The 18,685-nt window shown below is 45.6% G+C and carries 18 protein-coding genes; 7 read left to right on the forward strand and 11 right to left on the reverse strand.

The window, feature by feature from the left end; all coding sequences use genetic code 11:
* The first annotated feature begins 135 nt into the window (after window positions 1-135).
* Window positions 136-420 (forward strand): GntR family transcriptional regulator, encoded by a 285-nt coding sequence (locus tag RJD38_RS01790; RefSeq protein WP_367971387.1) that lies wholly within the window; start codon window positions 136-138, stop codon window positions 418-420.
* Here RJD38_RS01790 and RJD38_RS01795 read toward each other — a convergent pair.
* Complete coding sequence (locus RJD38_RS01795; protein ID WP_032073033.1) at window positions 378-1,586, reverse strand: IS4 family transposase; 1,209 nt, start codon at window positions 1,584-1,586, stop codon at window positions 378-380. The genes RJD38_RS01790 and RJD38_RS01795 overlap by 43 nt on opposite strands.
* 106 nt (window positions 1,587-1,692) lie before the next feature.
* Here RJD38_RS01795 and RJD38_RS01800 point away from each other — a divergent pair, with 106 nt between their 5' ends.
* Both RJD38_RS01800 and aqpZ read left to right on the forward strand, forming a co-directional pair.
* Window positions 1,693-2,172, forward strand: a complete 480-nt coding sequence (locus RJD38_RS01800) for a GntR family transcriptional regulator (protein WP_367971388.1) — start codon at window positions 1,693-1,695, stop codon at window positions 2,170-2,172.
* Between the two features lie 182 nt (window positions 2,173-2,354).
* Window positions 2,355-3,056, forward strand: coding sequence for an aquaporin Z (gene aqpZ, locus RJD38_RS01805; RefSeq protein WP_065545149.1), 702 nt, complete (start codon window positions 2,355-2,357; stop codon window positions 3,054-3,056).
* A 718-nt stretch (window positions 3,057-3,774) separates the two neighbouring features.
* Here the strand turns inward: aqpZ and recR are convergent.
* The 7 genes from recR to RJD38_RS01840 all read right to left on the reverse strand — a co-directional run bounded on the left by recR (window position 3,775) and on the right by RJD38_RS01840 (window position 9,635).
* Window positions 3,775-4,374 carry a recombination mediator RecR gene (gene recR / locus RJD38_RS01810; protein WP_005600206.1) on the reverse strand — a complete coding sequence of 200 codons (600 nt, stop codon included), beginning with the start codon at window positions 4,372-4,374 and terminating at the stop codon, window positions 3,775-3,777.
* Between the two features lie 16 nt (window positions 4,375-4,390).
* Complete coding sequence (locus RJD38_RS01815) at window positions 4,391-4,720, reverse strand: YbaB/EbfC family nucleoid-associated protein (protein ID WP_005600207.1); 330 nt, start codon at window positions 4,718-4,720, stop codon at window positions 4,391-4,393.
* Window positions 4,721-4,885: 165 nt separating this feature from the next.
* Entirely contained in the window at window positions 4,886-7,051 is a 2,166-nt protein-coding gene (gene dnaX, locus RJD38_RS01820) for a DNA polymerase III subunit gamma/tau (RefSeq protein WP_065545148.1), read from the reverse strand.
* Window positions 7,052-7,063: 12 nt separating this feature from the next.
* The gene (apt, locus tag RJD38_RS01825) at window positions 7,064-7,609 is read right to left on the reverse strand and encodes an adenine phosphoribosyltransferase (RefSeq protein ID WP_065545147.1); all 546 of its coding nucleotides are present in this window, start codon (window positions 7,607-7,609) and stop codon (window positions 7,064-7,066) included.
* A gap of 149 nt (window positions 7,610-7,758) precedes the next feature.
* A complete protein-coding gene (locus RJD38_RS01830) occupies window positions 7,759-8,151 on the reverse strand; it encodes a YbaN family protein (protein WP_156785333.1) in 393 nt (130 codons plus the stop codon).
* Between the two features lie 15 nt (window positions 8,152-8,166).
* Window positions 8,167-8,301: a hypothetical protein gene (locus RJD38_RS01835; RefSeq protein ID WP_005600211.1), complete on the reverse strand. Its 135-nt coding sequence runs from the start codon at window positions 8,299-8,301 to the stop codon at window positions 8,167-8,169.
* 239 nt (window positions 8,302-8,540) lie between these two features.
* The gene (locus RJD38_RS01840; protein WP_005600212.1) at window positions 8,541-9,635 is read right to left on the reverse strand and encodes a response regulator; all 1,095 of its coding nucleotides are present in this window, start codon (window positions 9,633-9,635) and stop codon (window positions 8,541-8,543) included.
* Between the two features lie 245 nt (window positions 9,636-9,880).
* Here RJD38_RS01840 and RJD38_RS01845 point away from each other — a divergent pair, with 245 nt between their 5' ends.
* A complete protein-coding gene (locus RJD38_RS01845) occupies window positions 9,881-10,756 on the forward strand; it encodes a LysR family transcriptional regulator (RefSeq protein ID WP_005600213.1) in 876 nt (291 codons plus the stop codon).
* A gap of 89 nt (window positions 10,757-10,845) precedes the next feature.
* Here RJD38_RS01845 and RJD38_RS01850 read toward each other — a convergent pair whose 3' ends face one another.
* From RJD38_RS01850 to fadI, 3 genes are all read right to left on the reverse strand, one after another.
* Window positions 10,846-11,394 (reverse strand): NAD(P)H nitroreductase, encoded by a 549-nt coding sequence (locus tag RJD38_RS01850; protein WP_005600214.1) that lies wholly within the window; start codon window positions 11,392-11,394, stop codon window positions 10,846-10,848.
* A gap of 147 nt (window positions 11,395-11,541) precedes the next feature.
* A complete protein-coding gene (gene fadJ / locus RJD38_RS01855; protein WP_065545145.1) occupies window positions 11,542-13,656 on the reverse strand; it encodes a fatty acid oxidation complex subunit alpha FadJ in 2,115 nt (704 codons plus the stop codon).
* On the reverse strand, window positions 13,656-14,963 hold the full coding sequence (fadI, locus tag RJD38_RS01860; protein WP_065545144.1) for an acetyl-CoA C-acyltransferase FadI: 1,308 nt from the start codon (window positions 14,961-14,963) through the stop codon (window positions 13,656-13,658). Before fadI ends, fadJ begins: the two co-directional genes overlap by 1 nt.
* Window positions 14,964-15,524: 561 nt before the next feature.
* On the opposite strand from fadI, the gene RJD38_RS01865 reads away from it, so the two are divergent.
* The 3 genes from RJD38_RS01865 (at window position 15,525) to RJD38_RS01875 (ending at window position 18,408) form a co-directional block, all read left to right on the forward strand.
* Window positions 15,525-16,100: a sigma-70 family RNA polymerase sigma factor gene (locus RJD38_RS01865; protein WP_174269681.1), complete on the forward strand. Its 576-nt coding sequence runs from the start codon at window positions 15,525-15,527 to the stop codon at window positions 16,098-16,100.
* Window positions 16,093-16,824, forward strand: coding sequence for a DUF3379 domain-containing protein (locus tag RJD38_RS01870; RefSeq protein ID WP_065430694.1), 732 nt, complete (start codon window positions 16,093-16,095; stop codon window positions 16,822-16,824). Before RJD38_RS01865 ends, RJD38_RS01870 begins: the two co-directional genes overlap by 8 nt.
* Before the next feature lie 285 nt (window positions 16,825-17,109).
* Window positions 17,110-18,408 (forward strand): outer membrane protein transport protein, encoded by a 1,299-nt coding sequence (locus RJD38_RS01875; RefSeq protein WP_065430695.1) that lies wholly within the window; start codon window positions 17,110-17,112, stop codon window positions 18,406-18,408.
* Window positions 18,409-18,685 lie beyond the last annotated feature (277 nt).

The raw sequence follows: 18,685 nt of genomic DNA on the forward strand, positions 1-18,685 counted from the left end.
GGCTTGCTTTAAAAAAGCAAATTACAACGTGTGCTGTGTGATTATGAAAAATGAAGTGAAATGATTGGTATCAGTGGGGGCACTCAATGGTGAACGTACCAGTAAGCAATAAGAGTGAGCTCAGAGAGGTTAATTATGTTGTATAAGAAAGTTATGCTTGAGCTGAAAAGCCGCATTGATTCAAATGAATTTACTATTGGCGACACGCTACCAACTGAAAAAGAGTTGATGGCACATTACTCCGTTAGCCGCATAACCATTCGCAAAGCCATTGAAGAACTCGTCAAATTAGGCATGGTGGAAAAACGTCAAGGCGCAGGTTCCACCATCATTGGCAAAACCATGGTTGGATCGATGCTCAGTCCTGAGGGATCCCCTCATAATTTCCCCAAAGCACAACCATGTTTGAATAGATTTTGAGCAAGCAGGGTTGCAGCCGCGAGCAAGTCTTCCCTCGTTATTGTGTAGCCAGAATGCCGCAAAACTTCCATCCCTAAGCGCACTGTTGAGAGTACATTTCGATTTTTGACAGTGTTAGCTTGGAAGTGCTTATCCCAACCTTGTTTCTGACCATGAACTCCAGCAAGCCAAAATGTCAGTTGAAGCATTAGGGCGATTAGCAGCATGATATCAAAGCGCTCTGAGCTGCTAGTTCGGCTATGACGGAGGCCTAAACCGTAGGCTGGGCTTTTCAAGTCTCGGAAGGTTTCTTCAATTTGCATACGCTTCGAGTAGAGCCTAACAAGTTGCTTTGGTGTTCGGATTTCAACGGGCAAGTTAGTCGCTAAAACCCATGGTTCTTTTGTCGAAGCGGAGTAGATTTTAGGTGACGGATGATGACAATTAGTCCGTGTCGAACGCTGATTTTTTCGGCCTTTAGGACGTGATTTATACAGTGCAATTTGACATGAAATTGGGTTGCTCTTAGTCAACCTCTTATAGCCTAAAGTCTTTGAGCGACTTGAGGATATGCTATGTAAGTTGCTGATAGGTTGCCAGTTTTCCGCACCTAAATCTGCATATTGCACTTTCCCTCTGACTCGACTTAACCAGTACCAACCTAGCTTTTCAACGGATTTATACCATGGCACTTTAAAGCCAGCATCACTGACAATGAGCGGTGTAGTGTTACTCGGTAGAATGCTTGCAAGGTCGGCTAGAAATTGGTCATGAGCCTTCTTTGAACATTGCTCTGAAAGCGGAAAGGCTTTCTCATAAAGAGTAATAGAACGACCATGTAGTGCCACCGAAGCCCGCAATACCATAAGCCGTTTTTGCTCACGAATATCAGACCAGTCAACAAGAACAATGGGCATCGAATTACCTGAACAGATAAAGCTGGCATGCCAACGGTATACAGCGAGTCGCTCTTTGTGCAAGTGACGATTACCTAACAATCTGTCGATTCGTTTGATGTTATGTTTTGTTCTGGCTTTCGTTGGCAGGTTACGACCAAGTTCGGTAAGAGTGAGCGTTTTACATTCAAGTAATGCGTGGCAAGCCAGCGTTAAACTGTTGAGTCGTTTTAAGTGCAATTCAGGGCAGAATTGGTAAAGAGAGTCGTGTAAAATATCGAGTTCGCACATCTTGTTGTCTGGTTATTGATTTTTCTCAGAACCATTTGATCACATGACAAGATGTGCATCTACCTTAAATTTATGATTTTTATCAAAATCATTAGGGGATTCCTCAGTGCTCAGTCTCAAAAGCACCAGTGAATATCTCATTGATACTGGTGCGAAGATTGAATACAAGATTTGTGAATTTACCTTGATGGATGCTGACGATGAACTGGCAGAAATTCTTGAAATCAACCAAGGCGAAAAGGTCTACTTTATTCGACGCTTTAAATTGATTAATGGCGCACCATCGGTTTATGAAGATTCTTACATGCCGATGTCGATGTACCCAAAAATGAATGTCATGTCGATGGAAGGCTCAAAGTACCACTACCTTGAAAACGAACTTGGTTTCGAAATCGACGGCGCATTTCAAGATTTTAACGCGATTCTTCCCGATAAACACATGTGTGAAATTCTCGGCGTCAGCCAAAGAAAACCGCTAATCCAGTTATTATCGGTGGGTAAATTAGTTGATGGGCGTATCTTTGAGTACACCAAAATTGTCTCTAAACCAGAAACCATTACCTACAAACATTACCTCAAACGTTAAGCACCAAAACCTAATTCTGGGGAGTATCTTCGCTCGGTTTAGACCTTAGACTCCCTTTGAACCCTCTCCCTTTAGCATCGAGTCCAGCAGGTTCAATTAGCATTTTCTGCGCTTAAAACTACGCAAAACCTCAAATTATTAACTATGTTCAGCGGGTACTCTCAATCGAGGATTTTGCCGTTATGAACAAATTACTCGCCGAAGGCTTTGGCACATTTTGGTTAGTATTAGGCGGCTGTGGTAGCGCCGTTTTAGCCGCAGGTTTTCCCCAATTAGGCATTGGATTTGTCGGTGTTGCGCTGGCATTCGGTTTAACCGTGGTCACAATGGCCTATGCCATCGGCCATATTTCCGGTTGTCACTTAAACCCCGCGATCACCATTGGCTTATGGGCTGGTGGCCGGTTTGAAGCAAAATGTGTTTTACCATACATCATCGCTCAAGTGATTGGTGGCATTGTCGCCGGTGGGATTTTGTACATTATCGCCAGCGGTCAAGCCGGCTTTGATCTCGCCGCTTCCGGCTTTGCCGCCAATGGCTATGCCGAACATTCTCCCGGAAAATATTCACTGACTGCTGCACTTGTATGTGAAATTGTCATGACTATGATGTTTTTACTGGTGATCATGGGTTCCACCGATTCACGTGCACCACAAGGCTTCGCTCCCCTCGCGATTGGCCTATGTCTAACCCTAATACATTTAATTTCGATTCCGGTCACTAACACCTCGGTTAATCCCGCACGAAGTACTGGGGTGGCAGTGTACGTTGGTGATTGGGCCGTCAGTCAATTATGGCTATTTTGGCTCGCCCCTATCGTAGGTGCGGTGATCGGCGCTCTGCTCTATAAAGTGATTGCCGGACAGAAAGAGATCGAGAATTAGACGCGAGAAAGGGTGATTAGAGAACGAGCTTCGCTCTAGAGAACGCTTCGCTGCTAGATTCGAGAGATTCCCGATTGCGCTCCTTCGTCGCTTTCGGGAATGACGTAATTTCGATTCAGGGCTTTACCGTCATCCTCAAGAGCGAGGCACGAGCGAGTTGGGGATCTCGGCCACACAACATCTAGAGAAAAATTCCCGACTGCGCTCCTTCGTCGCTTTCGGGAATAATGACGTAATTTCGACTCAGGGCTTTACCGTCATCCTCAAGAGTGAGGCACGAGCGAGTTGAGTTCTCGACCACACAACGTCTAAAGAAAGATTCCCGACTACGCTCCTTCGTCGCTTTCGGGAATGACGTAATTTAAGCTATCGAACTTTGGGAATGCACACATTTAAGAATGACGAACCGAATATCGTCATCCTCAAGAGCGAGGCACGAGCAAGTTGGGGATCTCAAACACACAACATCTAAAGAAAGATTCCCGACGGCGCTCCTTCGTCGCTTTCGGGAATGACAAAATTTAAGCTATAGAACTTTGGGAATGCACACATTTAAGAATGACGAACCGAATACCGTCATCCTCAAGAGTGAGGCACGAGCGAGTTGGGGATCGCTCTATTCTCGGCTCTCTATTCCCTATTCTCGTTTCTCGATTCCCTGCTCTTTTCTCTGAATACAAAAAAAGCCGCAAAAGCGGCTTTTCATCATCAAGGAAAACTAGATTTTATGTCGGCCCAGCAGTGAGTGTGACAGCGTCGTACCATCGACTAACTCAAGCTCTCCACCGACAGGAACACCATGAGCAATGCGACTTGCATCCACTTGGTGTTCTCGGCATAGCTCAGCAATATAGTGAGCAGTAGCCTCCCCTTCAACCGTTGGGTTAGTGGCAAGAATCACTTCACTCACATCACCACGGCGTAGACGGTAATCCAGTACATCTAAGCCAATATCACTTGGACCAATCCCATCGAGCGGAGAAAGGTGTCCCATTAGGACAAAGTAACGACCAGAAAACTGGCCTGTGGCTTCGACTGCAGCGATATCCGCAGGGCTTTCCACCACACACATTTGACCATTTACCTGACGTTTCGGATTGGTACAAATATGGCAGACGTCTTCCTCGGTAAAGGTGCGGCATTCATTGCAATGACCAATTTCTGTCATGGCATGGCTAAGCGATTCCGCTAGCTGTAAACCACCTTTTCGATCTCGCTGTAACAAATGAAAGGCCATACGTTGAGCCGACTTGGGGCCAACCCCAGGCAGACAACGTAAGGCCTCCATCAATTGCTCCAGCATATGACTGGTGCGCATTAACTAACCTTGTCGATTAGAATGGCATTTTCATGCCTGGTGGTAGTTGCATACCGCCAGTCACTTGAGCCATTTTTTCTTTTTGAGTTTCTTCAACACGACGAGCTGCATCGTTAAATGCCGCTGCGATTAGATCTTCAAGCATCTCTTTGTCGTCTTGCATCAAGCTTTCGTCAATATCAACACGGCGCACGCTGTGGCTACCGGTGATAGTGATCTTCACTAGGCCAGCACCTGATTCGCCAGTCACTTCCATGATTGCGATTTCTTCTTGAAGCTTTTGCATGCGATCTTGCATTTGCTGGGCTTGCTTCATCAGATTGCCCATACCGCCTTTACCAAACATAGTTATCTCTCTGATTATGTTTACTCATATCCCCTACTCGTAGGGGGTAAAGTATTAGCTTGTGGTTACATTATTAGATGGGGTCAAAAGTAGTAACTTCAACCCTAATCTCGCTCGACATACGTTTAATTCACTTCTCCAAATCATCACATCCAATGGAGGCAATTAAATCGGTCTTACACTGTCTTTATCTAGCACAGCAGCAAAACGCGCTTCAATAAATTGTACATGAGGATCGGTGTCTAAACTGTCAAATGCTTGTTGTAATTTGCCTTGATAGAGCGCTTCACGCAGTTCCAAAGGCGTTTGACCTTTGCTACCAATTTCAACACTCAAATGGCACTCCTCACCTAGCACGCTATTCAATGCAGCCAACAACTCTGCTTGTGCGCGGTCGGAGTTTAAATGTGCTTGTTCTGGACGCAATGTTAACGAGATCGTCGAATCATTCTTCTCATAATATGAGTTGAGCGCGAGCTGCTCAGTTAACTTTGCCGTTTCCAGCTTCGCGATAAGGGCTGACCAAGCATTTTGCTCGATCGACTCATCCGCCAACTTTTGCACCATTTCAGGTGTTTTTTCATGCTCTAACGCCTGCTTAATTTGCGTTGGCGTTAGCTCTTTTTTCTCTTGTTTTATCTGTTGAGGCGACGTCGGCTTCCACCGATAGGCTTCATCCTTTTGTTCCTCTACGGGAACCGAAGGTAAACCATTTTCGAGCGACGACACCTGCGCGGAACCTGCGTGTTTTTGAGCAACACGATCAAGTACCGATTCTTTCTTGGCTGCAGATGTCGCACTAGCCTTTTTTGGCTCACCGCCTGGATTGCTCGCGCTCGAACGCTGAGAGCGCAGTTGATGACGCAACCCCCCTAACGAAGGACGTGTTGCTGGCGCTTCTTGCGATGCTGGTGCTGATGTTGGCTCAGAAGGCACAGGCGCAGAGTTCGGCGCTTGATGTGCCATTGATGCTGGCGAGGCATCATAACCATCATAATAAGCTTCTGGCGGCGCTATATCGTACTCTGGCGCCATTGGCATCGCTTCTGGCATGCCACTAGCTGACATCGGTGGTGCATTGTACTGCGGAGCCGATTGCGGTTGCACTTGTGGTACAGCAGGAGCTGGCGTTTGCATTGGAGCAACTGGCACTTGGGACGGCATAGATGCAGCTGCTACTTGCGGCGCCGAGGCTGGCGCGGATTGCACTGAGCGAACCTCTGTCGAAATCATATTCGCGGCAGATTGCACAGGGCGGAAAGCCATCATACGCAACACAACCATTTCAAGCCCAATACGCTCAGAAGGTGAAAATGGCAGATCTTGGCGACCTTTCAATGCGATTTGATAGTAAAGCTGTACATCTTGTGGTGACAACGCACGCGCCAATAACTCAACTTTTTCCGCGTCAGGCTGTGCTTTATCAAGTGTAGACGGTAGTACTTGGTACAACGCGATACGGTGTAACTGGGCGGCAAGCTGATTAAGTAAACCGTCCCATTCAACCCCGTTCTGGGCCAAATTGCTGAGGCTATCCATCGCTTGTTGAGGCTGTTTTGAGCTGATCGCATCAAGCAAATGCAAGGCTTGATCAGTATCGAGCGTACCCAGCATGTGACGAACTAACTCCGACTTCACTTGACCATTACCAAGCGCAATCGCTTGATCTGTCAAACTCAGCGCATCACGCATACTGCCATCTGCAGCATGAGCAATCATACCGAGCGCGCGCGGTTCAAACTCCAACTTTTCTTGGCTAAGAACATGCTCTAGCTGCTGATGAATATCATCAACACTGATTGGTTTGAGATGAAATTGCAGACAGCGCGATAAAATCGTGACAGGCAGCTTTTGCGGATCGGTCGTCGCTAAGAGAAATTTCACATACTCTGGTGGCTCTTCCAGCGTTTTAAGTAACGCGTTAAAGCTATGACGAGAGAGCATGTGAACTTCATCGATGAGATAGACTTTAAATCGACCACGTGCCGGTTTGTATTGCACGTTATCGAGCAGTTCACGGGTATCTTCTACCTTGGTGCGCGACGCCGCATCGATTTCAAGCAGATCTACAAAACGACCTTCATCGATTTCTCGGCAAGTATCACACTCACCACAAGGGGTAGAGGTAATTCCCGTTTCACAGTTTAAACCTTTAGCAAACAAACGACCGATGGTGGTTTTACCCACACCGCGCGTACCGCTAAACAAGTAAGCATGGTGAAGACGATTTTGTGCTAAAGCATTTTCTAAAGCTGTTAATACGTGGGCTTGACCAACCACTTCGTTAAATTTAGTTGGTCGCCATTTTCGCGCTAAGGCAAGATAACTCATGTATCGTTCCGATTAGTGACCGTCAAACTCGCAGATGCTGTAAATATTCAGACCTAGTTTCTCTAGGCGCTTATCACCACCGATCTCTGGTAGGTTGATAACGAATGCTGCGTGCTCAACTTCACCGCCAAGTTGGCGAATTAGCTTAGTGGTTGCTTCAATAGTGCCGCCAGTCGCTAGTAGATCATCAACCACTAACACCTTGTCACCTTCATTGATAGCATCAACGTGAATTTCAAGCGTATCTGTACCGTACTCAAGCTCATAAGTTTGCGCGACAGTTTCACGTGGTAACTTACCCGGTTTACGTACTGGAACAAAACCCAAGCCTAGCTCTAACGCAAGCGGAGCACCAAACAAAAAGCCACGCGCCTCTGTACCCACCACTTTGGTGAAGCCCATGTCTTTGTATTTATCGACAAGAAGCTGAATGGTTGCTTGGTATGCTTGAGCATCTTCTAATAGGCTAGTTACATCGCGAAATAGAATGCCTGGTTTTGGGTAATCAGCGATGCTTTTGATGCTCGCTTTGATCAATGAGATAGTTTCAGTCGTCATAACTCTTTACTTAAAATTGGCTACGCCGTCGTAATCATTTTAGCTTACGGCGGGCGAAAACTGATTATTCCAGCCCTCTATCGAGAAAAAAACGTAGGGGTGAAAAAACAAACGCCCACCAAAAAATGTGGGCACACTTCTCGCCAATCTTAGTGATTTTCTTCTTTATCAGCAAGGTGCTCTATCACAGGTAAGCGAATAAACCAGCTAAGCAAAGCCAACAGCATGATTAGCAGCGCAATCTTTAGCCAATCATGCGGCACGATATAGATCGAAAAGCAAAAACTGGCGAACATCACCAATGCCCCGCGCCTTTTTACTTTTTGAGAAACCGCGCGATGTAGATGCCAATTGCTAATAATTGGACCGAAGGTGTCATGCTCGCTCAGCCATCGATGAAAACGTGGGCTGCTGCGCATAAAGCATGCACTTGAAAGGAGGATAAATGGTGTCGTAGGAAGAATAGGAAGGAAAATGCCTAAGATACCTAGGCACAGACTTAAGCCACCAATCAGGTTTAAGAAAAAACGACGAATAGCGATGGCTTTACTCCAAATTTAATTGAAAACCGCATAGCCATTAAATACGCGAATCCAAGTCAATGTTGCTGGAAGCGTCGGGATTAAAAGCACTGCGATAAATCCAAGAAAGTAATAAATATTATAAGGTTCTTTAAAATCTTTGTCTGCCATTGCTCACACTCTATTTTGTAAAAGAAAGCCTACCCCTAATCATCGCCACGCAAAATACTCGGTTACAATTTGGATATCAGCTCGTTTCATTGTTGTTAAAATAAATTATAGCGTAATGTGTTTGGCACAAACACCGACTAATCTTGTGGGTATTATTGATAGGCCAAAAACGACCAAAGCAGCACTAAGGCTGCTTTGGTCATGGGAGTGTTTTGAGATTTGACGTTATAATTTAGTCGTCACTTTTTTCTCGATAAATCTAACGAGAAGCTACTTGCACCTAAGCGACTCAAACTAATCGAACAACGCTCATCAATATAAAGCTCTGTAGTAGTGAAGTTTTTCACGCATTTATCGCCTAAACGCGCACCCGCTTCAATTTGCTGACTACGAGAACCACTGCGATAACTCGCTTCTAACCCAGCAGGTAATAGGCGAATCGTCCCTTCTGCGACATCGGCGACACCAAACATCGCTCGGATGGGCATGGCACAATCCGTACACTTAATCCCTTTTTCCAATAAATCAGCCAGATCCTTCAAATCTGCATTAAAGGATTTTAAGTTACGTAGATAATCGTGGAACAGCGCTCGTACCAATAACGTGCTCGCAGCGCCATGGCCATATTCACTATCCGAATCAACCAGATAGAAAATAAATTGACCATTCATTAGCCAAGCATAATCGAACACTAATGGCATAATATCCGCTGACTGAAGCAGCCTATAACTGCATTTCCAATCACCTTGTGAGGTGTCTTTTTCCGGTAATAACGCATGCAACAAATCTTTCGCCGCGCTCGGATTATCTTCTAGGTGACCTAAATGCCAATGAAGCTCTTGTTCTTCGGGCATGTCACCGCTATCAACGCGAAACCATTGGCTAGAGAAGTCACGAGAATCACCGACATGACAATCTGAGTCTTCCAATGTATTTTCAATCGCATCAATTAAATTGCTGGGGTCGCTGATTGGTTTGGCGAGAAAATCCTTAATACCAAAGCGCAGCGCTTTCGCTACATCTGACATCTCTTCTGTCGCAGAAACAACGATCATCGGCAAAGAGGGATATTCTAAGCTCACCTCTTCAACAAACTCGATTCCATTGAGTACCGGCATCGCCAGATCACATAAAATCAAATCGGGTTCAAACGAACGAAGTTGTCGCAATCCTTCTAATCCATTCTCCGCTTCCAACACTTGATAGCCTTGGGCGCACAGAATCGACGTCGTAATACGGCGAAAAATAGGGTCGTCATCAACCAACAATACGCGTTTTTTTTGCGCTCCGGCGTGGTCTGACGGCAAGACCTGAGCCTCTGATATCTTATGCATGGAAATGCCTCACACAACTTCTTAAATTTAATAATTATGACTTATTGTTATATTTATAAGTAGAATGATCGAACTTCTTAAAAATAGTCGTGAACCTATATTTATACAAATATGCTGATCTCTCACTTTATTGCATACAAGATGTATGAAATGATAAAGATCGCATTACTTGTTGATGTGTCTCAATCTTTATGCGAGATGTTCAATATAAATTAACCCAATTCGTAAAAAAATGTGTCCAGATGATGAAATTAGACGATCTAAACCTGTTTCGACTGGTAGTCGAAAATGGGAGCTATACTGCAACATCACGAAAAACCATGATTCCGGTTGCAACCATTACGCGACGCATCCAAGCACTAGAAGATGCTTTGAACCTAAGGTTGCTTAATCGCCATGCGCGTAAGCTATCACTAACAGAAGCTGGTGAACGCTTCTACGGTGAATGTTCACCTTTATTACAGCGTTTGTCTTTCGTCACCGAAGAGATTTCCGACGACTGTCGCGGTGCGGCAGGAAAAATTCGAATTTCATCTCCATCAAATCTGACTAAACGCATGATGATGCCGATGTTCAATGCCTTCATGCAGCAATACCCAGATATCAGCATTGAGTTGAACACCAGCAATCATGCCGATCAACTCGACCCAACCGAATGGGATGTTATTTTCCGTGTCGGCCCGCAGCGTGATTCAAGCCTAATCGCACGAAAAATCAGTGCAGTAAAAGATATCCTAGTTGCAAGCCCTGAATATTTACGCGCTCATCACGCCCCTGTTCATGCTGAAGAACTGCATAATCACTCGCTGTTAAAAGGCGACCCACTGAAGAAATGGCAGCTTATCAACGAAAGTGGCGAGACTGTTATCAACAATGACAATGGTCGCTTCCAAGCCAATGCGCTCAATGTTGTGCGCAGTGCTTGTTCAGATGGCCTTGGCATTACGCTGATGCCTGATGTGATGATCCGTGAATTTATTGAAGATGGTAGCTTGGTACAAGTGCTGCAAGATTGGAGCGCTAACCCACGTGATATCTATATGCTTTATAACCACAAAGATCATTTACCAGAGAAAGTGCGTCTATTTATCGATTTTGTGATTGCTTACAACATCCACTAATACTTCCACGTTCGACGCAAACCAAAGAGCTTGGCCATGCCAAGCTCTTTTCTATTTGATCCAACCTCAATATCGACAAAACCGTTCGACTAGAGAAACTCAACAAATTTTGCCAAATCACGCTCTGGTACTTTCATTGGCGTGCAACCCGGTGTGCCAAGGTAGAGAAAACCAACGATCTGATCGTCTCCGCTCACACCAAACGCATCGCGTACCACATCATGGAACATCCACTTACCTGAACGCCAAAAACCTTGAAACCCTTGAGCGACCGCAGCCATTTGCATCGCCTGCGCAGCGCACCCTGCCGACAAATGCTGTTCAAATGCAGGCACTTTTTCATGCTCTGTCACTTTGGCGATGACCGTAATCACCATTGGCGCACGAAACGGCGCTTGGCTGACTTTATCCATCACCGCTTGATCGCTGTTTTCTGCCGTTGCAGCACTAACTAATATATCCGCGAGCTTTTGCAGCCCTTCTCCTTGAGCGATGACAAAACGCCAAGGTGTTAAACCGCCATGATCTGGCGCGCGCAAACCAGCACGAATAATATTCTCTAATGCTTTACCTTCTGGTGCCGGCGCTGACAATCGGGCAATCGAGCGGCGGTTAAGCAACAAATCTAGAGCATCCATAGTATCCCTTTATGTGACGGTATTTTCTGTAATCATAACGGTGTTCATACAAAATCTGCAATTTCTTGTGTCACGAATAACCATAAAAAAAGCGAGCTTCACGCTCGCTTTTAACTTGATGATGCGCAGATATCGCTCTACTAAATTCTAATCATAAAATGGGGCATTTAAGCTGGCTCTCGTCAGCAGACCATCGCATGGGGCAAAACGTTCACCATATTTCGCCGCATGCTCATTCATGATCTCCACCAGCTTAACGATACCAATCTGATCCATATAGCGGAACGGGCCACCTAAGAATGGTGGGAAGCCAATACCAAAGATTGCGCCGATATCACCATCCCTTGGTGAGCGGATAATCCCTTCATCCAAACAGCGAACCGCCTCATTAAGCATCGGTAGCAAACAGCGCATCGCCATCTCTTGGCTAGCCATTTTTGACTCAGGGGTAAGATTAAGTAGCTTATAGACACTTTTATCTACCTGCTTATCTTTCCCTTTGTAGGTGTAAAAGCCTTTGCCGCTTTTACGCCCTTTACGGCCATCATTGAGTAAGGTGTCAAACACTGCAGGGCCTTGGAAGCGAGGACCGAGCTCATTGACTAATATCGGCATGATCTTAGCACCAATATCCACCCCTACCTCATCCAATAACGTGATAGGCCCAACTGGGAAACCGGCATCAAGTAGCGCGCCATCAAGTTGTTCAATCGGCTCGCCGGTGAGTAAAATATGCGCCGCTTCATTCATGTAAGGTGCTAATATGCGGTTTACATAAAACCCAGCGCAGTCTTTCACTACAATTGGGGTTTTCCCTTGTTTGCGTGCCAACTCAACTACAGTGGAGATGGTTTGATCTGAGGTCGTTTGATGCGGAATGACTTCCACCAATGGCATTTTTTCCACCGGGCTAAAGTAATGCAAGCCAATCACGTTTTCAGGACGTGCAGCTTGTTCGGCAATCTGATGAATCGGCAGTGAAGACGTATTGGTCGCAAAGATCGTATCTGGCTTGGCGTTTTGCTCGATATCCGCCACCATCTGTTGCTTAAGGGCTAAATCTTCAAACACGGCTTCTATCACGACATCGGTATGATTAAAACTGATGAAATCGATACCTCCAGAGAGCTGCTGCATTTTGCTTTGCAATTGTGCCTTGCTCAAGATTCGGCGTTTAAGCTGCTTTTCAAACAACTTAAAGTTGTAATTAAGCGCATTCAATACTCCATCATTACTGACATCTTTGATACGGACCAGCACCTTAGCTTTCGCTACCGTGACATGACTGATCCCCGCGCCCATAAGACCACCACCTAGCACAGCAACCCGCTTAACAGAGGATGGCTCTGCGTCGCTACCATGTTCTTTTTTCATCTCTGTGGTAGCAAAAAAGATCGAACGCAGTGCTTTGGATTCATTGCTCATCACCAACTCACCAAAGCGCTCAGCTTCATACGCTAGCCCTTTAGTGAAACCATGTTCTAAGCCATAGCGAATCACCTCTAAAATGGCCTCGGTGGCTGGATAGTTGCCACGGGTTTTTTGTTGGGTTTTCTTCGCTGCTTGTTCAAAAATCACTTTGCGACCAAAGCCCGTTTGCGCCATTAATTTCTCTTTGGTGCTCACCTTATGCTTGGCTTTGTCTTTGCTTTCAACAAACTGTTTTGCCACTTCTAATAAGATCGTCGGCGCAACGCAGGCATCAACGACCCCAAGCTTTTTCGCTTTCTTTGCTCGTAATTGTTTACCCGTTAGAATCAAATCCAACGACGGTAATAATCCAATCAAGCGTGGCAAGCGTTGAGTACCGCCCGACCCCGGCAATAGACCTAATTGCACTTCAGGCAAACCAAGACGCGTTTTATCATCATCGCTACACACTCGGTAATCACACGCCAGAGCCAGCTCTAAACCCCCACCGAGACATGGGCCGTGGATCGCCGCAACAACGGGAAAGCTCAGCTTAGAGAGTTTTTCAAACATCTCTTGCCCTTTCGTTGCGAGCGCCTGCGCTTCTTGAGCGCTCTGACAAGCATCCAGCATACGAACATCGGCACCCGCGACAAAATTGTCCGGCTTACCCGAGTGAATGATTAACCCTTTTAGGGCGCTTTTATGCTGTTCAAGTTCAGCGAACACCGACTCCATTTCATCGGCAAAAGCCGCTTGAAGCGTGTTCATTTTTTCATTCGGCACATCGATACACAGCCATGCAATGTTCTGCTCATCGATGGTGAGATTAAAGGCTTTAAGATCCGTCATTATTCAACCTCCAGAATCATCGCTGCACCCAGACCACCCGCAGCACAAGCAGTGTTTAATGCCAAGCCACCGCCACGTCGTTTCAGCTCGCGCAGAGTTTGCGTCATCATACGAGCCCCCGTAGCGGCAAATGGGTGACCGTAAGCAATCGAACCGCCCAACACGTTAAATTTATCCATATCAATTTCGCCAATCGCTTTGCTGCGCCCCAACTTATCTTGAGCAAACTTATCGCTAGCGAACATTTTGACGTTAGACAGAGCCTGAGCGGCAAAGGCTTCATGCATGTCAATTAAGGTTAAATCGTTAAGGGTTATACCTGCCCGATCGAGCGCCATTGGCGTGGCGTACGATGGCCCCATCAACATATCTTGTTCAACACCGATAGCTGAGAACGCATACGAGCGAATGTAGCCTAAAATCTCTAAGCCCAACTCTTTCGCTTTGCCTTCACGCATCAACATCACAGCCGCAGCGCCATCAGTTAATGGCGTACTGTTGGCGGCGGTCACACTGCCATACTGACGGTCAAACGCTGGGCGCAATTTGGCGTAGCTCTCCAAGGTGGAGTCATGGCGAATATTGTTGTCTTCAGCCAACCACTTTTTATAAGGAGCAGGAAAAGCCGTCATCACTTCGCCCGCAATCTTACCCTCCTGCCATGCTAACGAAGCGAGCGTATGCGAACGGTGCGCCAGTGCATCTTGTTCTGCACGGCTAATACCATGACTTTTCGCCATTTGCTCGGCAGTTTGCCCCATTGACAAACCTGTCGAGTATTCAGCGACCGCAGGTGGGACTGGCATCAGATCTTTTAGCGAGAAGGATTTTAGAATATGGAGTTTTTGCGCCATCGTTTTGGTTTTACTCAGCGCAAGCAGGTTGGCTGCCATTTTTTTCGACACCCCAATTGGCAAGACAGAAGACGAATCCGCCCCACCGGCAATACCCACATCAATGGTGCCTGCCATAATACTCTCGGCCACATTCACTGCTGCTTGAAAGCTGGTTGCACAAGCACGTGTGACACTATAAGCGTCGGTATGAATGTTCATTCCTGTGCCGAGCACAATCTCTCGGGCGATATTTGGCGCTTCAGGCATCTGTACCACCTGACCAAACACCACTTGCTCAATCAGTTTGGCATCAATATCGCTACGAGCGAGCATTTCACTCACCACCATCTTGCCTAAATCAATGGCAGGGACTTGGCTAAACTCGGTGCTTTGACGCGCGAACGGCGTTCGTAGCCCGGCAACTATCGCGACTCGCTCGCCACTGCGAGTGGTTACTTCCTGCTTACCCATTGTTTCTCCTTACAATAAGTGCCAACCAAAACAAGCTTGTTATCTATGACTTATTTTAGTTCATTTAGAGGTCTGACCAGAATTATTGTAATGGGTTTGTTAAATCAATCAAACACCTGTTTAAATAAACGTGATTTACGAAGCGAGAGAATTGCTAACTAAATGAAAAATAAGAGTTGTCGCCAAGTAAAATTTGGCTATATTTAGGGCGATAGGTTTGTGAGGTCGCCAAATTTAGGCAAAAAAAAACCACACAATACTGTGTGGTTGGAATGTATAAAGCAATTAACTCACGCCAATTGAAATAATCAGTTTCCTGATTAGGAGAAAGTAAAGTCAGCCTTCAAAAGGAAGTGTCATCTTGCTCAACTCGTTAGTGAAACACTAACTAGATGACAAGATGTACTATAACCGCTGGATTGTTATGGTTTTTGAATTAGATCAATTTTTGATGCGATTTTTGACCATATCGTCAGCTAATTGACATTAACTCGCGCAAAATGGCTTGTTTTTCTCAATCCTCTCTTTTGAAGTCATCTCGACCTAATCCCAAACCCCTTGTTGGAGGCTTTTGTGGCAATTTTAGAAATTTTTGGGAAGAAAAAGACAAAAAGTCCGGTCGACTCTGATATGGACAGACAAAGAAAATACGAAGCGCTGGTACGCGCCTATCACCGTGACTTGTATCGTTACGCCTATTGGTTGTGTAAAGATCCAACCATTGCCGAAGATTTGGTACAGGAAACCTGCCTGCGGGCATGGAAGTCACTCGATAGCTTACAAGATGAAAAGGCAGCTAAATCTTGGCTGATCACTATCTTGCGCCGCGAAAATGCCCGCCGCTTCGAACGTAAACAATTTGATTTGGTTGATATTGACGATCACAGTAATGACGCCAAAGTAAGTGACGATGCGCACCATCAAACAGAATGGATCCACGCGCAAATCATGAAGCTTGAAGTTGATTACCGCGAGCCACTGTTTTTACAAGTGGTTGGAGGTTTTAGTGGCGATGAAATTGGTCAAATCTTAGAGCTAAATAAAAATACCGTGATGACTCGCCTCTTTAGAGCACGTAATCAACTCAAAGAGATGATGGAGTCAGCAGAGAATCATAAAGGAGCGCACAATGGATGAGTTAGAATTCCGCCGTCGAATCATGTCCGATCCTAAACATAGGAGCAGTGACATCGTCGATGCGATGCGAGCCAACGAAAGCCATAGCAAATTTGTTGATGACATCAATGAACTTGACGCAAAAATCGCAAAAGCGATGAATGTCGATGTGCCTGATGATCTTGCTGATCGCATTCTCTTTCATCAAAGCTCACAACAGCCGACTAACGTCATCAGACCTAACTTTATTAAGCGTAGCATGGCAATGGCCGCTTCAGTTGCCTTCGCCTTTGGTTTACTGGTTGGGCAAATTAACTGGGGAAATGTACTGGTCACGCCCGCACAAGCCAGTTTAGCCGACACGGCGATTGAACATGTGATTGCCGAGAAGCCGTTTGTTGATCATTTAGATGAACAGGTCAGTTCGGCGCAAATCAATGCCAAGATGCAGCCATTTGATCAACAATTAGAGAAGTCGTTCCCTTATCATGTCTATTACCTTAACCATTGTGGTTTTGGTAATGCCAATGCTCTGCACATGGTGTTTGCCGGTAAACATGGCAAGGTCACGCTCTTTATTACCAACATATCCAGCACCAGCGTGCAAGACTTCACTCAACAAGGGATGTCGGGGGTCGTTGAGCCGGTTGGTGACAGCAGTTTGATTGTGGTGGGCGAAAAAGGCGAAGATGTCACCGCTATTGCCAAAAGCATCATGAACATCATCAAACCTATGGCAATTTAAGCCAACTTTGCGACATTAAAGCCTGAATTTCTCATTCAGGCTTTTTTTATGCCCGAATGTGCATGGTGTTTAGTAAAACTGCCACATAAAAATAGAGTACAAACTCTAAAATGACGATTTTCACAGCATTTTCTCGCCTGTTACCCATCATTTCCATAATTTTATCATCATATTAGCCAATGGTCGGATTTCTATATTCTATACTTCAGACTAATATCAGCCCCAACTGAGCATTTGCTCAAAAAACAGCGCCCGTATAAGAGGCGACTAAAAAGGAAAAGCACCATGAACAACTCGCGTCTGTTTAAAAAGACACTGTTAGCAGTGACAATCGCAACAACCTCAATCGCCTCTCAGCAAGCTATGGCTGCTGGTTTCCAACTTAACGCACAATCAGCAACCGGTATCGGCCGTGCATTTGCTGGTGACGCTGTTATTGCCGATAACGCATCTGTAATGGCACGTAACCCAGCAGCAATGGCTCTATTTGACAAAATGGAACTGTCGTTAGGTTTTGAAAGCATTACTTCAATGATTGAAGTGAAAGATGCTAAGTACACAAACAATTTACCAGTCCTTGGTGGCGGCGCTCCAACTAACGTTGATGTAGCTGATACAGATGATGTCGGTTCTACATCTATTGCGCCTAATATCCACCTAATCGTGCCAGTGAACGACCAATTTGCTTGGGGTGTCAACGCTTACACAAACTTCGGTACTAAAACTGAATTTGAAGACGATTATGTAGCCAGCGAATACGGTGGTCTAACCGATGTGAAAAGCTTTAACTTTGGTCTAGCGGGTTCATACCGCCTGAATCAGCAATGGAGTTTTGGTGCCGGTTTAGATCTTATCTATGCTCAAGGCACGATGAAGCGTGGTAACCCAGGAGTGTTCGGCGCTGCTGAAAATGCCCTGAATATAGATAAAGCTGATGGTTTGGCTGTCGGATTTAACCTTGGTACCGTGTTTGAGCTGGACGAGAACAATCGCTTTGGCTTTGCTTACCATTACAGCCCTGAATTTGAAGCCAAAGATGATCACGGTCAAAAAATCACCCTACCTCTGCCCGATATTGCCGAGTTCTCTGGTTACCACAAAATTGAAGACACCAAGTTCGCAGTGCATTACTCAATCCAATACATTGGTTGGGGAGCATTTGATCAGATCAAATTCCGTGATTTAGACGCTCAAGCATCTCCTATTGGTGGCGCCTCAGGTTCATACGATAAAGATTATAAATGGCAAGATGGTTGGCACTACGCGATCGGTGGTACCTACTACCTAAACAATGATTGGACATTGCGTACTGGTTACATGTATGACACCAGCGCTCAGGATTCACTGACTTCAGTATCTGTACCGGATTCCGATCGCCAGTGGTTCTCTGCGGGCTTCACTTACCACATAGATACTGCCTCCAACATCGACTTTGGTTTTACTTACCTGATGGGCGATGATGTATCTGTGAGCGAGTCAACTCCGGCTCCAGCAGGACTGCCGTTCGACAACGTATCTACATTAACCGCAACCACTCGCGCGGATGCTATTCTTGTGGGTCTACAGTACAGCCGCAGCTTCTAAGCACTGACGCTATCCTCACTATTTGAAGGGCTGGTTATCCAGCCCTTTTTGTTGCCTGCCGTTTTGCCTATCTTAGATCAATAAATCCTTTCAACATTTTCAGCGTACAATAATGCGAGTTTTTTAAGCGCACACTTGTGCATCAAAACACAAATTTAACAACACAGTCGTGCGCTGAAAAAAGAAGTGGTCTAACCACTTTTCTGGTTTTTTATGCTTTAAATTTGGCTTTTATTTATTTTTTATCCTGAATTTACCGTTTACAGTGTTTTCTATT

Origin of the sequence: Vibrio scophthalmi, from assembly GCF_040869025.1 — a bacterium.
Taxonomy (GTDB): domain Bacteria; phylum Pseudomonadota; class Gammaproteobacteria; order Enterobacterales; family Vibrionaceae; genus Vibrio; species Vibrio scophthalmi.